Origin of the sequence: Streptomyces sp. NPDC053541 (assembly GCF_044544705.1) — a bacterium.
GTDB lineage: Bacteria > Actinomycetota > Actinomycetes > Streptomycetales > Streptomycetaceae > Streptomyces.
On record NZ_JBITXM010000001.1, the window covers coordinates 405,930 to 419,585 of the forward strand.

The 13,656-nt window shown below is 74.3% G+C and carries 13 protein-coding genes; 11 read left to right on the forward strand and 2 right to left on the reverse strand.

What is annotated here, in order from left to right; all coding sequences use genetic code 11:
• Positions 1–87: 87 nt before the first annotated feature.
• The gene (locus ACIGW2_RS02040) at positions 88–1,374 is read right to left on the reverse strand and encodes a sensor histidine kinase (protein ID WP_399840596.1); all 1,287 of its coding nucleotides are present in this window, start codon (positions 1,372–1,374) and stop codon (positions 88–90) included.
• A 549-nt stretch (positions 1,375–1,923) separates the two neighbouring features.
• Complete coding sequence (locus ACIGW2_RS02045) at positions 1,924–3,105, reverse strand: sensor histidine kinase (protein WP_391653231.1); 1,182 nt, start codon at positions 3,103–3,105, stop codon at positions 1,924–1,926.
• 152 nt (positions 3,106–3,257) lie between these two features.
• On the opposite strand from ACIGW2_RS02045, the gene ndhC reads away from it, so the two are divergent.
• From ndhC to mscL, 11 genes are read left to right on the forward strand one after another with little or no spacing between them, the layout of a single operon-like run.
• Complete coding sequence (gene ndhC / locus ACIGW2_RS02050; protein WP_391653230.1) at positions 3,258–3,722, forward strand: NADH-quinone oxidoreductase subunit A; 465 nt, start codon at positions 3,258–3,260, stop codon at positions 3,720–3,722.
• Positions 3,713–4,288, forward strand: a complete 576-nt coding sequence (locus tag ACIGW2_RS02055) for an NADH-quinone oxidoreductase subunit B family protein (protein WP_361575043.1) — start codon at positions 3,713–3,715, stop codon at positions 4,286–4,288. The genes ndhC and ACIGW2_RS02055 overlap by 10 nt, the downstream gene beginning before the upstream one ends.
• A complete protein-coding gene (locus tag ACIGW2_RS02060) occupies positions 4,285–5,388 on the forward strand; it encodes an NADH-quinone oxidoreductase subunit C (RefSeq protein ID WP_399840599.1) in 1,104 nt (367 codons plus the stop codon). Before ACIGW2_RS02055 ends, ACIGW2_RS02060 begins: the two co-directional genes overlap by 4 nt.
• Positions 5,385–6,353, forward strand: a complete 969-nt coding sequence (locus ACIGW2_RS02065) for an NADH-quinone oxidoreductase subunit H (protein ID WP_399840600.1) — start codon at positions 5,385–5,387, stop codon at positions 6,351–6,353. Before ACIGW2_RS02060 ends, ACIGW2_RS02065 begins: the two co-directional genes overlap by 4 nt.
• Before the next feature lie 2 nt (positions 6,354–6,355).
• Positions 6,356–6,949 carry a NuoI/complex I 23 kDa subunit family protein gene (locus ACIGW2_RS02070; RefSeq protein ID WP_399840602.1) on the forward strand — a complete coding sequence of 198 codons (594 nt, stop codon included), beginning with the start codon at positions 6,356–6,358 and terminating at the stop codon, positions 6,947–6,949.
• Positions 6,946–7,509: an NADH-quinone oxidoreductase subunit J gene (locus ACIGW2_RS02075; protein WP_391653226.1), complete on the forward strand. Its 564-nt coding sequence runs from the start codon at positions 6,946–6,948 to the stop codon at positions 7,507–7,509. Before ACIGW2_RS02070 ends, ACIGW2_RS02075 begins: the two co-directional genes overlap by 4 nt.
• Positions 7,509–7,874: an NADH-quinone oxidoreductase subunit NuoK gene (nuoK, locus tag ACIGW2_RS02080; protein ID WP_361575057.1), complete on the forward strand. Its 366-nt coding sequence runs from the start codon at positions 7,509–7,511 to the stop codon at positions 7,872–7,874. The genes ACIGW2_RS02075 and nuoK overlap by 1 nt, the downstream gene beginning before the upstream one ends.
• Positions 7,871–9,907 (forward strand): NADH-quinone oxidoreductase subunit L, encoded by a 2,037-nt coding sequence (locus tag ACIGW2_RS02085; RefSeq protein ID WP_399840603.1) that lies wholly within the window; start codon positions 7,871–7,873, stop codon positions 9,905–9,907. The genes nuoK and ACIGW2_RS02085 overlap by 4 nt, the downstream gene beginning before the upstream one ends.
• 27 nt (positions 9,908–9,934) lie before the next feature.
• Positions 9,935–11,488: a NuoM family protein gene (locus tag ACIGW2_RS02090; RefSeq protein WP_391653369.1), complete on the forward strand. Its 1,554-nt coding sequence runs from the start codon at positions 9,935–9,937 to the stop codon at positions 11,486–11,488.
• On the forward strand, positions 11,485–13,062 hold the full coding sequence (locus ACIGW2_RS02095; protein ID WP_399840604.1) for an NADH-quinone oxidoreductase subunit N: 1,578 nt from the start codon (positions 11,485–11,487) through the stop codon (positions 13,060–13,062). Before ACIGW2_RS02090 ends, ACIGW2_RS02095 begins: the two co-directional genes overlap by 4 nt.
• 52 nt (positions 13,063–13,114) lie before the next feature.
• Positions 13,115–13,585, forward strand: coding sequence for a large conductance mechanosensitive channel protein MscL (mscL, locus tag ACIGW2_RS02100; RefSeq protein WP_399840605.1), 471 nt, complete (start codon positions 13,115–13,117; stop codon positions 13,583–13,585).
• The last annotated feature ends 71 nt before the right edge of the window (positions 13,586–13,656 follow it).

Below are 13,656 nucleotides of genomic sequence, written 5' to 3' on the forward strand. Positions count from 1 at the left end.
GGGGAGGAGGGTTCAACTCGGCCAGGGGCGTCGTACGGGGCAGGCGGGCCGGCGTCCTGGCGACCGCAGGGGTGGCACCCCGGGCGATCAGCCCCGCCAGGGGATCTCGGCGGTGACCGTCGTCGGGCCGCCGGCCGGGGAGTCGACGGCGAGGACCCCGTCGACCGCGTCCAGGCGCTCGGTCAGCCCGGCGAGGCCGCTGCCGGCGGCCGGGTCGGCGCCGCCGACGCCGTCGTCCCGCACCTGGAGCATCAGCCGGCCCCCCGTCCGCCACACGTCCACCCACGCCCGGCGGGCCCGGGAGTGCTTCGAGACGTTCTGCAGCAGCTCCGACACCGTGAAGTAGGCGATGCCCTCGATCGCCGCCGCCGGCCGCCCGGGCAGGTCCACCTCCACCGACACCGGCACGGTGGACCGCGCGGCCAGCGCCGAGAGGGCGGCGTCGAGGCCGCGGTCGGTGAGGACGGCGGGGTGGATGCCGCGGGCCAGGTCGCGCAGCTCCTGGAGGGCGAGCTTCACCTCGCCGTGCGCCTCGTCGACCATCGCCGCCGCGGCCAGCGGATCCGCGGCCATCTTCTCCTTCGCGAGGCCCAGGTCCATGGCGAGGGCCACGAGCCGGGCCTGGGCGCCGTCGTGCAGGTCGCGCTCGATGCGGCGCAGGTCGGCGGCGGCGGTGTCCACGACCACGCCCCGGTCCGACTCCAGCTCGGTGACCCGGCTGGCCAGCCGCGAGGGCCCGAGCAGCCCCGTCACCATCAGCCGGTCCACCGCGACCAGGCCCCGCAGGACCCACGGCGCGAGCAGCACGAAGACCAGGCCCACCAGGCAGGTCACGGTGACCTCGAAGGGCGAGTCCAGATAGACGGAGTGCGCCTCGTCGCCGTAGACCTGCAGCCCGGCCTGCCCGGCGTACATCGGGAGCACCCACTGCCACACCGGATACGTGAACAGGGCCCAGCCCCACGTCCACAGCGCCACCGTCACCGTGAAGGCGAACACCGCCCACGGGAAGTGCAGCAGCGCGTAGAGCAGGTGCCGCCAGGACGCCCCGCTCTTCAGGGTCGCGCCCATCCAGGACAGCGCGCCCCCGGTCTTCCCGCGGGCCGGCTCCGGCGCCGGCACGTCGAGCCCGAGCAGCCCGCGCGCCCGCGCGCGCTCCACGGCCCCGAACCCCCGGCACGTCGCGAGCGCCCCGGCCAGGACCGGGATGCCGAGGAAGGTGACGAGGAGCCCGGCACCCGCCGACACCAGGGCCACGGCGAGACAGAAGGAGACGATGCTCAGCGGGAAGCCGGTCAGGACGTAGCCCAGCTCGCGCCAGGTGCGCCCCTCGACGGGGGCGCGGAGGCCGGCGGGCAGGCGGTGGGTGGCCATCGGAGATCCGTTTCTCGCGCGGTGCGGTCGGGGGAGGGGCGGGGCGCCCGCTCGGGTTCCACCCTCGCGGGCGGGAGGGTGCCGGGACCATGAGGCGGGTGGGCGTCTGCGGCGGGGGGTTTTCCCTACCGGCGGGCGGTACGGGCGCCCCGGCCTCCGGCCCCCCGCGTTACGGCCCGGGTCCCGGAGGTACGGGGTAGCGCGGCCGGCGGTTCGGCCCGGCCCCTGGCCCGGCGTTACGGCCCGGGTCCCGGAGGTACGAGCCCTGGCCGCGGAGGTACGGGGCAGGGCGGCCGGCGGCACGGGCAGCACCGCCGGCGGTTCGGCCCGGCCTCCGGCCCCCGGCGTTACGGCCCCGGTCCCGGCGGCGCGGGCAGCACCGCCGGCGGTTCGGCCCGGCCTCGGCCCCTGGCGTTACGGCCTCCGGCCCCCGGCGTTACGGCCCGGGTCCCGGAGGTACGGGGTAGTGCGGCCGGCGGTTCGGCTCGGCCTCCGGCCCTGGCGGTACGGGGCAGCGCCTCCGTCCGCGGCACGGGCCGGGCCTCGCCCCTACGGCACCGCCCCGCCGCCCGGCGCCGTGCCCCGGTCCCGGTCGCGCCAGGGGAGTTCGGCGGTGACGACGGTCGGGCCGCCGGTCGGGGAGTCGACGGCGAGGACGCCGTCCACGGCGCCGAGGCGCTCGCCGAGGCCCGCGAGGCCGCTGCCGGCGGCGGGGTCGGCGCCGCCCGTGCCGTCGTCCCGCACCTGGAGCATCAGGCGGTCCTCCGTCCGCCAGACGTCGACGGCGGCGGACCGGGCGCGGGCGTGCTTGGAGACGTTCTGCAGCAGCTCGGAGACGGTGAAGTAGGCGATGCCCTCGATCGCGTCGGCGGGCCGCTCGGGCAGGTCGACGGTGACCTTCACCGGCACCGTGCAGCGCGCGGCGACCGCCGAGAGGGCGGCGTCGAGGCCGCGGTCGGTGAGGACGGCGGGGTGGATGCCGCGGGCCAGGTCGCGCAGCTCCTGGAGGGCGAGCTTCACCTCGCCGTGCGCCTCGTCGACCATCGCGGCGGCCGCCTCGGGGTCGTCGAGCAGCTTCTCCTTGGCCAGGCCGAGCCCCATGGCGAGGGCCACGAGCCGGGCCTGGGCGCCGTCGTGCAGGTCGCGCTCGATGCGGCGCAGGTCGGCGGCGGCGGTGTCGACGACCACGCCCCGGTCCGACTCCAGCTCGGCGATACGCCGCTCCAGCTCGTCGGAGGGGGAGAGCAGCCCGCGCACCATCGCCCGGTCGACGTTGGCGAGCCCGCGCGCCACGAACGGCAGCACCGGCCACAGCACGAGCAGCGACACCAGGGTCACGGCGAAGGTGAGCACGCCCCAGGGCAGCCGGATGAAGCCGTACAGCTGGCTGCGCCAGGCCACCGGGTCCTTCAGCTGTGCCCACAGCCACGGCAGGAAGCCGTCCCGGTGCGGCAGGCGGCTCGGGCTCTCCACGTGCACGCCGAGCAGCCCGCGCGCCCTGGCCCGCTCGGCGCTCGCCATGCCGCGCGCCCCGGCCAGGCCGAGCGCGAGCAGCGGCAGGCCGATCACGGTGACCGACAGGCCCGCGCCGAGGGCGATCGTCACCACCGCGTACACGAACCCGGCCAGCGCGCACGGCAGATCGGCGAGGAGGTGCGCGACCTCCTTCCAGGTGTGCCGGCCGTAGGCGAGGCGTGCGGGCGGCGGCGGGGTGTCGGTGAGGCTGCTCATGGGGTCAAGGCTGCCTGCCGGGGGACCGGACACGCCATGGGGGAGGTGGCCGCAGGGGAGGGGGGGATATCCCCACCGGGGCCTGCTTACGCTCCCTTTAGCAGGGCCTAGACTCGCGTGCGTAAGACACCGATACCGAGGGGCGGACGGACGTGCGGGAACCGACCGTCGTCGCGGCGGAGCACGCGGCGGCACGCGTGACCGACCACGCGACGAGCCACGCCACACACCACGTGACGAGCCACGCGGCGGACTACTTCGAGACGTACTCCGTCGTCGGACTGCTCGCCGTGCTCGGCGTGCTCTTCGTCGCGGTCGCCTTCGGCGCGGGCCGGCTGCTGCGCCCCGTCGTGCCGACCCCCGAGAAGCTCCTCACCTACGAGTGCGGCGTCGACCCGGTGGGAGAGGGCTGGGCCCACACCCAGGTCCGCTACTACGTCTACGCGTTCCTCTACGTGATCTTCGCCGTCGACTCGATCTTCCTCTTCCCCTGGGCCACGGTCTTCGCCGCGCCCGGTTACGGGGCCACGACGCTGGTCGAGATGTTCGTCTTCCTCGGCTTCCTGGCCGTCGGCCTGCTCTACGCGTACAAGAAGGGCGTCCTGGCATGGCTGTGACCCCCCTGCCCGCCCCCACGCTGGGCCCGCTCGCCCGACTGGCGCCCGAGCCGATGAAGGTGGTCCTGAACTGGGGCCGCCGCTACAGCCTGTGGGTCTTCAACTTCGGCCTCGCCTGCTGCGCGATCGAGTTCATCGCCGCGTCGATGGCCCGCCACGACTTCATCCGGCTCGGCGTGATCCCCTTCGCGCCCGGCCCGCGCCAGGCCGACCTGATGATCGTCTCCGGCACGGTGACGGACAAGATGGCGCCGGCCGTGAAGCGGCTCTACGAGCAGATGCCCGAGCCGAAGTACGTGATCTCCTTCGGCGCCTGCTCCAACTGCGGCGGGCCCTACTGGGACTCGTACTCCGTGACCAAGGGCGTGGACCAGATCATCCCGGTCGACGTCTACGTGCCGGGCTGCCCGCCCCGCCCGGAGGCGCTGCTCCAGGGCATCCTCAAGCTCCAGGAGAAGATCGCGCGGGAGAGCCTGGACGAGCGGTACGGGGCGGCGCCCGCGCCGTCCGTCGCCCAGCTCACCAGCCCGCTGGTCGCCCCGCCCGCGCCGGGAGGCACTGCGTGAGCGAGAACTTCGCGGACGGCTACGCGGCGCTCCCCGACGCGGTGACCGAGCTCTTCGGGGAGGAGGCGACGGCGGAGCGCGGCTACGACCTGCTGACCGTCGACGTCCCCGTCGGCTCCTGGATCGCCGCCCTGGAGATCACCCGCGACAAGCTGGGCCTCACCTTCTTCGACTGGCTGAGCGCGGTCGACGAGCCGGGCACGGGCCTGCGGGTGTGCGCCCACGTGGCGTCCGTGGGACCGGGCGGCGTGCGCCGCCTCCTCGTGCGTACGACGGTGCCGCACGCGGCCCCGTCGCTGCCGTCCGCCGTCGCGGTGTACGCGGGCGCGGCCTGGCACGAGCGCGAGACCCACGAGATGTTCGGCGTCACCTTCACCGACCACCCGCACCTGGTGCACCTGCTCCTCCCCGAGAACTTCGAGGGCCACCCCCTCCGCAAGGACTTCGTGCTCGCCGCCCGCGTCGCCAAGGCGTGGCCGGGGGCCAAGGAGCCGGGCGAGTCCCACGACCCGAACGCGCCGAAGCGCCGCCAGATGCTGCCCCCCGGCGTCCCCGACCCCAACGACTGGGGCCCCCTCAAGGGCCAGCTCCCCCCGGCCCCGGCCCGTCCCGCCCGCGCGGCCGCCGGCGACCGCCCGGTCCGCCGCACCCGTACGGCCGGCGAGGGCTCCGCGAGCCAGGCGCCGGGCACGGACCGCCCGGTCCGCCGTACCCGTACGGCGGCCGAGGGCTCCGCGAGCCAGGCCACCCCCACGCCCCCGGCCGCCCCGGGCCCGGAGGCACCTTCGGCACCTTCGGCACCGGCCGCCGGTCCGCGCCGGAACCGCAGCGCGAGCGCCGGGTCCGCCAGCCAGCGGGCGGCCGAGGGCGCCGCGCCGCCGGAGCGGCCCGCACCCCCGTCCCGTACCCGCAGCTCGGACGCCCCCTGGCACCACGCGCGGCCCGCCTTCGACGAGGAGGCCGCCCCGGAACAGGGCGCAGCCGCCCCGGAGTCCGAGGCGCCGGCGGCGCCCGCCCAGGACGAGCCCGCCCCGGAGCCCGAGACCACCCCGACCCCCACCCCCGATCCCGACCACCCCGCCGGAGGCGATCCCGCGTGACCGACGTACTCGACGTCGCCCTCCGGCTCCTCGTCGTCTTCGGCGTCTTCCTGGTCCTGCCGCTCGTCGTCGGCCAGACCGAGCACAAGGTCATGGCGCACATGCAGGGGCGGCTCGGGCCCATGTACGCCGGTGGCTTCCACGGCTGGGCGCAGCTCGTCGCGGACGGCGTGAAGTTCGCGCAGAAGGAGGACGTCGTCCCGAAGGACGCCGACCGGCGGGTGTTCCAGCTCGCGCCGGCCGTCGCGCTCCTGCCGTACCTCCTCGTCCTCGTCGCGATCCCGATCGGCCCCGGCGAGGGCGCCGTGGGCCGGGTCGTCGACGCCGGCGTCTTCTTCGTGCTCGCCGTGATGGGCGTCGGGGTGCTCGGCAGCCTGATGGCCGGGTGGGCGTCCGCGAACAAGTTCAGCCTGCTCGGCGCGCTCCGCACCGCCGCCCAGCTGCTCGCGTACGAGCTGCCGATGCTGCTCGCCGCCGCGTCCGTCGCGATGGCGGCCGGCACCGTGTCGCTGCCCGGGATCCTGTACGCCTTCGAGTGGTGGTGGGTGCCCTGGCAGATCGTCGGCGCGCTGGTGTTCTTCACCGCAGGGCTCGCCGAGCTCCAGCGGCCGCCGTTCGACATGCCGGTCGCCGACTCGGAGATCATCTTCGGCGCGTACACCGAGTACACCGGTCTGCGCTTCGCGCTGTTCCTGCTCGCCGAGTACGCCGGCATCGTCGTGCTCTGCGGCCTCACCACCGTCCTCTTCCTCGGCGGCTGGCACGGGCCCGGCGGCGCCGACGGCCTCGGCTGGGTGTGGACCCTGCTGAAGACCGCCGTCCTCGCCTTCGTCGTGATCTGGCTCCGCGTGTCCTACCCGCGGCTGCGCGAGGACCAGCTGCAGAAGCTGGCCTGGACGACCCTCGTACCGCTCGCCCTCGCGCAGATCGCGCTCACCGGCATCGTGAAGGTGGCGATCCAGTAGCCATGCCTCCCATCCCTGGTTCCGGCCTCGCCAAGGGGCTCGCCGTCACCCTGCGCACGATGACGCGCAAGTCCGTCACCGCGCAGTACCCGGACGCGCAGCCCGAGCTGCCGCCCCGCACCCGCGGGGTCATCGGGCTGTTCGAGGAGAACTGCACGGTGTGCATGCTGTGCGCCCGCGAGTGCCCCGACTGGTGCATCTACATCGACTCCCACAAGGAGACGGTGCCGCCGGCCGCCCCCGGCGGCCGCGAGCGCAGCCGCAACGTCCTCGACCGCTTCGCCATCGACTTCTCGCTCTGCATGTACTGCGGGATCTGCATCGAGGTGTGCCCCTTCGACGCGCTGTTCTGGTCGCCGGAGTTCGAGTACGCGGAGACCGACATCCACGAGCTGACGCACGAGCGCGACAAGCTCCGCGAGTGGATGTGGACCGTGCCGGAGCCGCCCGCGCTCGACCCGCGCGCGGAGGAGCCGAAGGAGATCGGCGCCGCCCGCAAGGCCGCCGAGAAGGCCGCCGCCGCCGAGGCCCAGGCGCAGGCGTCGCAGACGCGGTCGGAGACCCACGGCCCGGCCGGGCAGGAGGGCCCGCAGTGATCCTCGCCGCCCCGTCCAGCCACGGCTTCCTCTCGCCCACCGGCGTCGAGATCGCCTTCGTCCTCGTCGGCCTCGTCACCCTCGGCGCGGCCCTCGTCTCCGTCACCACCAAGCAGCTCGTCCACGCCGCCCTGTGGCTGGTCGTCGCGCTCGGCGGGCTCGCCGTCGAGTACCTCCTGCTCACCGCCGAGTTCATCGCCTGGGTGCAGGTGCTGATCTACGTCGGCTCCGTCGTCGTCCTGCTCCTCTTCGGGCTCATGCTCACCCGCGCCCCCATCGGGCGCTCCCCGGACGCCGACTCCGGCAACCGGCCGGTCGCCCTCGCCGTGGCGGTCGCCGCCGCCGCGGCCCTGGTGTGGGTGGTCGTGGACGCCTTCCGGACCACCTGGATCGACCTCGAAGGGCCGGCCGCCGGCTCCACGAAGGTGACCGGCGAGATCCTCTTCCAGCACTGGGTGCTGCCCTTCGAGGCGCTGTCCGTGCTGCTGCTCGCGGCCCTGGTCGGCGCCCTCGTGCTGTCCCGCAAGAAGGCCCCGGAAGCCCCCGAGGAGACGGACTGATGCACCTCGCCTACCCGGCCGTCCTCGCCGCGCTCCTCTTCTCCGTCGGCCTGTACGGCGTCCTCGCCCGCCGCAACGCGATCCTGGTCCTGATGTCCGTCGAGCTCATGCTCAACGCCGTCAACCTCAACCTGGTCGCCTTCGACGTGTGGCTCCGCGACACCCTGCACGCGGGCCAGGCCCTCACCCTCTTCACCATCGCCATCGCCGCCGCGGAGATCGGCATCGGTCTCGCGATCGTCCTCATGGTCCACCGCAACCGCGGCACCTCCGACGTCGACCGCCTCCGCGACACCAAGGAAACCGGGGACGCGGCCGACGAGGCCCCCGCACCCGCCGACGAGAAGGCCGAGGCCACCGCGTGACCACCACGACCCTCGCCGTCCTCGTCCCCCTCCTCCCCTTCCTCGGCGCCGCCGCCGGCCTGCTCCTCGGCCGCACCGCCCCCGGCTTCCTCCGCCCCCTCGCCGTCCTCCCGACGCTCGCCGCCGCCGTCCTGGCCGTGCTCGTCGCGGTCCGGCAGGGCGGCGGGAAGGCCATCGACGCCGGCACCCAGCTCACCCCGACCGGCTCCGTGCCGATCGACCTGGCCCTGCACATCGACGGCTTCGCGGCCCTGGTCGCGGTCCTCGTCGGCGTGGTCGCCACCTGCGTGCAGATCTACTCGACCGGCTATCTGCGCCAGGACCCGCGCTACTCCTCGTACGCGGCGCTCGTCTCCCTCTTCACCGCCGCGATGCTGCTCGTCGTCTACTCCGGCGACCTGATGGTGCTCCTGGTCGGCTGGGAGATCATGGGCATCTGCTCGTACTTCCTGGTCGGGCACTACTGGGAGACCCCCGAGGCCCGCTCGGCCTCCCTCAAGGCCTTCCTCGTCACCAAGCTCGGCGACGTGCCCTTCCTCATCGGCCTCTTCGCCCTCGCCGCCGACGCGGGCACCTTCCGGATCACCGGGGTGCTCGGCGCGGTCGCCGCCGGCGGCCTCGATCACCCCACCCTCGTCGCGCTGCTGCTGCTCGCGGGCGTCGCCGGCAAGTCCGCGCAGTTCCCGCTGCACACCTGGCTGCCCGACGCGATGGCCGGCCCCACCCCCGTCTCCGCGCTCATCCACGCGGCGACCATGGTCGCCGCCGGCATCTACTTCGTCGCCCGCCTCCTGCCCGTCTTCGCCGCCTCCGGCGCCGCCCTGACCGTGCTCGCCGCCATGGCCGCGCTCACCATGGTCGGCTCCGCGCTCGCCGCGCTCGCCCAGGACGACATCAAGCGGGTCCTCGCCTACTCGACGATCGGCCAGCTCGGCTACATGTCCGGCGCCCTCGCCGTCGGCGACCGCGGCGCCGCCGTCTTCCACCTCCTGTCCCACGGCGCCTTCAAGGCGCTGCTCTTCCTCGCCGCCGGCGCGGTCATCCACGCCGCCGGCACCAACTCGCTCACCGCCATGTCCCGGATGAGCGGACTCACCCGGCGCGTCCCCGACGCCTACTGGACGATGACCGTCGGCCTGCTCGCGCTCGCCGCGATCCCGCCCTTCGCCGGCTTCTTCTCCAAGGAGGCCGTCCTCGTCGCCGCCGAGCACACCGCCACCGGCGAGCGCACCGTCGCCCCGGCCGGCGCCGGCTGGATCGTGCTCGTCGCCGGACTGCTCACCGCCCTGCTGACCGCCGCGTACGCGACGCGCCTCTGGCTGCTCGCCTTCCGCGGCCGGGGCGCCGAGGCCCCCGACCACGGGCGCCAGCCGATCGCCATGACGACCGTCCTGTGGGTGCTCGCCGTGCCCTCCCTCGGCTTCGGACTCACCGCCGGTTACCTCGACGACTGGTTCGACGGACACCCGCTGACCCCGACCCTGGTCACGGCCGTCCTCGGCACCGGCCTCGCCGTGGTCGGCGCCGCGCTGACCTACGCGATCCGGCGCACCCTCGTGGCCCGCACCGCGCCGCCCCCGGCGGCCGTCCGGGGCGTCCCGGTCGGCGCCGCGCCCGCGCCCGCCGCCGGCGCGCTCGCCGGACCCACCGTCGCCCACCCCGACGCCGAGGCCGGCCAGGTCGAGGCGGAGGCCCTGGACCTGCCGCACCCCGCGGTGGACCCGGCCGACCCCGGCCGTGCCCTGCTCGGCCCGCTGCACCCGCACGCCGCCGACGGCTTCCACCTGGACGCGGTCTACCGGACCCTGTTCGTCCGGCCCGTGCAGGCCGGCGCCTTCCTGGTCCGCTTCCTCGACCGCGAGGTCGTCGACACCTACGTACGCGGCGCGGGCGACACCGCCAAGGGCCTCGGCTGGCTCGTCCGCCGCGCCCAGACCGGCAACGTGCAGACCTACCTGAGCGCGCTGCTCGCCGGCTCCGTCGTCCTGGCGGTCGTCGCCGTCGTCCTCGCCAACGTCGCCGCCGGAGCGTGAGCCGTGATCGATATCAGCGAATCCGTGATGCAGTTCCTTCTCGCGTTGATCGTCGCCGGCCCGCTCCTCGGCGCCGCCGCCGCCCTCCTGCCCGCCCCGCCCGGACTGAAGGGGAAGTCGCCCGACCAGGCCGTGCTCCGCCACGGCGTGACCGTCACCGGCGTGATCCTCCTGGCCGCGATCGTCCTCGCGCTCGGCTTCGACCACGACCACCCGTCGAGGATGCAGGCCACGACCGACATCACCTGGATCAAGGCACTCGACGTGCGGATCCACCTCGGTGTCGACGGCATCTCGCTCCCCCTCCTGCTCCTGACCGCGCTGCTGACCTTCCTCTGCGCGCTGTACAGCTACTTCAAGCCCCCGGCGGGCCCCGCTGCCAAGGGCTTCGTCGCCCTGCTCCTCGTCCTCGAGTCCGGCACCCTGGCGACCTTCGCCGTCCTCGACCTCGTCCTGTTCTTCCTGGCCTTCGAGACGGTGCTCGTCCCGATGTACTTCCTCATCGCCCGCTGGGGCGGCGCCGGCCGGCAGGCCGCCGCCTGGAAGTTCATCCTCTACACGCTGCTCGGCTCCGTCGTGATGCTGCTCGGCCTCCTCCTCGTCGGCATCAAGGCGGGCACCTTCGACATGGTGGCACTGGCCACTGACAACGGCCGCGGACTCACCACGTCCGTGCAGGTCATCGCCGTTCTCGCGATCGGGATCGGGCTCGCCGTGAAGACCCCGATGTGGCCGCTGCACAGCTGGCTCCCGGACGCCCACACCGCCGCCCCGACCGTCGGCTCGGTGCTCCTCGCCGGCGTGCTCCTGAAGATGGGCACGTACGGCTTCGTCCGCATCGTGCTGCCGGTCGCCCCCGAGGGCATGCACACCTTCGCCCCGTACCTGGCCGCCTTCGCCGTCGCCGGGATCATCTACGGATCGCTCGCCTGCCTCGCCCTCGCGAAGCCCGGCGGCAAGGGCGACCTCAAGCGGCTCATCGCCTACTCCTCCGTCGGCCACATGGGCTTCGTGCTCCTCGGCATCGCCACCATGACCCCCACCGGCGTCAACGGCGCGCTGTTCGCCAACATCGCCCACGGCCTCGTCACCGGCCTGCTCTTCTTCCTGGTCGGCGCCGTCAAGGACCGCTACGGCACCGCCGACCTCGACACCCTCGCCGGGGCCACCGGCGCCGCCCTCTACGGCCGCGCCCCCCGCCTCGGCGCCCTGCTCGCCTTCGCCGCCGTCGCCTCCCTCGGCCTGCCCGGCCTGGCCGGCTTCTGGGGCGAGATGCTCGCCCTGTTCGGCGCCTTCGAACCCGCCGCCGGGCTCAGCCGCCCCGCCTTCCTCACCTTCATGGCGATCGGCGCCTTCGGCACCCTGCTCACCGCCGGCTACCTCCTCGTCGTGGTCCGCCGGGTCTGCATGGGCGGCCCCCGCCCGGCGGGCGAGGCCGCGATCGCCGACGTCCAGGGATACGAGTTCGCCGCCTGGACCCCGCTCGTCGCCCTCACCGTCCTCGCCGGCCTGTGGCCCGCCGTCCTCCTCGGCCTCACCGACCCGGCCGTCCAGCAGCTCCTCGCGGGAGGCAACCAGTGAAGCCGGCCCAGCTCGCCCAGGACCTCACCCAGGGCCCCGCCCCGGGCACGGCCCTCGCCCAGGGCGCGGAGCTCGTCCAGTCCGTCGACTGGCTCGCCATCGCGCCGCCCACCCTCACCGCCCTGGTAGCCCTGGTCGTCCTCGTCGCCGACCTGTTCGTCCCCGAGGCGCGCAAGCGGCTCCTCGGATGGACCGCGATCGGCGGCCTGGCCGCCGCGCTCGCGCTGCTCGCCCCGCTGCGCGCCGCCGACCGCTCCACCTTCTGCCTCACCGCCGCCACCGAGCTGCGCGCCTGCAGCTACACCGCCGACACCTTCACGCTGGTCATCCAGTTCCTGGTGCTCGCGGGCGCGCTCGTCACCGCACTGCTCTCGCTCGACGCCACCGGGGGCACCCGCCGCGGGCTTCCCGCCGGCGAGTACTGGTTCCTGCTGCTGTCCTCCGCCGCCGGCGCCGCCCTGCTGCCCGCCTCCCGCGACCTGGCCACCCTCGTCGTCGCCCTCGAAGTGGCCTCGCTGCCGGCCTTCGCGCTCGTCGGCCTCAAGCGCGGCGACCGCATGTCCGGCGAGGCGGCGCTGAAGTTCTTCCTGTCCTCGGTCACCGCCACCGCCGTGACCCTGCTCGGTGTGAGCTTCGTCTACGCGGCCACCGGCACCCTCCACCTGACCGAGGTCGCCCAGCGCCTCGGCGACGTGCCCGGCCAGCTGGAGACCCTCGCCCGGGCGGGCGTGGTGCTCACCCTCGTCGGCTTCGCCTTCAAGACGGCCGCCGTCCCCTTCCACTTCTGGGTCCCGGACACCTATGTCGGCGCGCCGCTGCCGGTGGCCGCCTACCTCTCCGTGGTCGGCAAGGCCGTCGGCTTCACCGGGATCATCCTGGTTACCGTCGTGGCCTTCCCGTCCTACGCGGACGTGTGGGGCCCCGCGCTCGCCGTGCTCGCCGCGCTCACCATGACCGCGGGCAACGTCGCCGCCCTGCGCCAGAGCGCCACGCGCGCGAGGAGCGCGGTCCGCCTCCTCGCCTGGTCGTCCGTGGCCCAGGCCGGGTACCTCCTGGTGCCGGTCGCCGCCGCCGCGTACTCCAGCGACGACCAGATCGGCTCCACCGTCGCGTACGCCCTGATGTACGCGGCCGTGAACCTCGGCGCCTTCGCCGTGGTCGCCCTGGTCGGCCGCGACCGGCCGGAGCACCGGATCGCGGACCACCGCGGCCTGTACGCGGCGAGCCCGGCCGCCGCCCTCGCGATGGCCTTCTTCCTCCTGAACCTGGCCGGACTGCCCCCGGGTATCATCGGGCTCTTCGCCAAGGTGACCGTCTTCTCGACGGCCGTCGACGCGGGCCTCGGCTGGCTGGCCGTGGTCATGGGCGTCAACGTCGTGATCGGCCTCGCGTACTACCTGCGCTGGACGGCGCTGCTGTTCCGGGGGCCCGTGGACGGGCCCGAGGGCCCGGTCGTACGGACGAGGGCCACGGTCCCGGTCACCCTGGCGGTCGGGCTGACGGCGGCCGCGGGCGCGGTGCTGTCGGGCTGGCCGCAGTTCGCGCTCCGCTACGCCTCGCAGAGCCTGTTCTGATCCCCCCACCTCCCCCCCACTTCCCCTCAGACCCCACAAGGAGCGGAACCCCGTGCTGAACGGTTTCAAGGACTTCATACTTCGCGGGAACGTCGTCTCGATGGCCATCGGTCTCGCCGTCGGTTCGGCGTTCACCGCCGTCGTGACCGGCTTCAGCAAGGCCTTCATCACCCCGCTCATCGGTCTCGCCACCGGCTCGGTCGGCGACTTCAGCGAGGCGAAGTTCACCGTCGGCAAGACGGTCTTCCCCTACGGCCTGGCGATCGCCGCGACCATCGCGTTCGTCATCACCGCGGCCGTCCTCTACTTCCTCTTCGTCGTCCCCATGGCGAAGTTCCAGGCCAAGTTCGCCAAGGAAGAGGCGGCCGACCCGAAGTCCGCGAAGCGGGACTGCCCCCACTGCTTCACCGAGATCCCGGCCATCGCCACCCGCTGCGGCCACTGCACCAGCGAGGTCGAGCCGCTCGAAGAGGCGCTGGCCAAGGCCGCCCTGGCCAAGACCCCGGTGCCCGCCCAGCGCTGACCCGCGCCCGCCCCGGCCCCCTCACCCGTACGGCCCACAGCGCACCCCCGGCGACCTGGGGAACCCGAGCT

Bases quoted from the DNA above. Each gene is read 5' to 3' on its own strand.
- ACIGW2_RS02055 (WP_361575043.1), top strand. From the start codon at position 3,713: ATGGCTGTGACCCCCCTGCCCGCCCCCACGCTGGGCCCGCTCGCCCGA.
- ACIGW2_RS02090 (WP_391653369.1), top strand. From the start codon at position 9,935: ATGCAGTTCCTTCTCGCGTTGATCGTCGCCGGCCCGCTCCTCGGCGCC.
- ACIGW2_RS02045 (WP_391653231.1), bottom strand. From the start codon at position 3,105: ATGAGCAGCCTCACCGACACCCCGCCGCCGCCCGCACGCCTCGCCTAC.
- ACIGW2_RS02040 (WP_399840596.1), bottom strand. From the start codon at position 1,374: ATGGCCACCCACCGCCTGCCCGCCGGCCTCCGCGCCCCCGTCGAGGGG.
- ACIGW2_RS02070 (WP_399840602.1), top strand. From the start codon at position 6,356: ATGCCTCCCATCCCTGGTTCCGGCCTCGCCAAGGGGCTCGCCGTCACC.
- nuoK (WP_361575057.1), top strand. From the start codon at position 7,509: ATGCACCTCGCCTACCCGGCCGTCCTCGCCGCGCTCCTCTTCTCCGTC.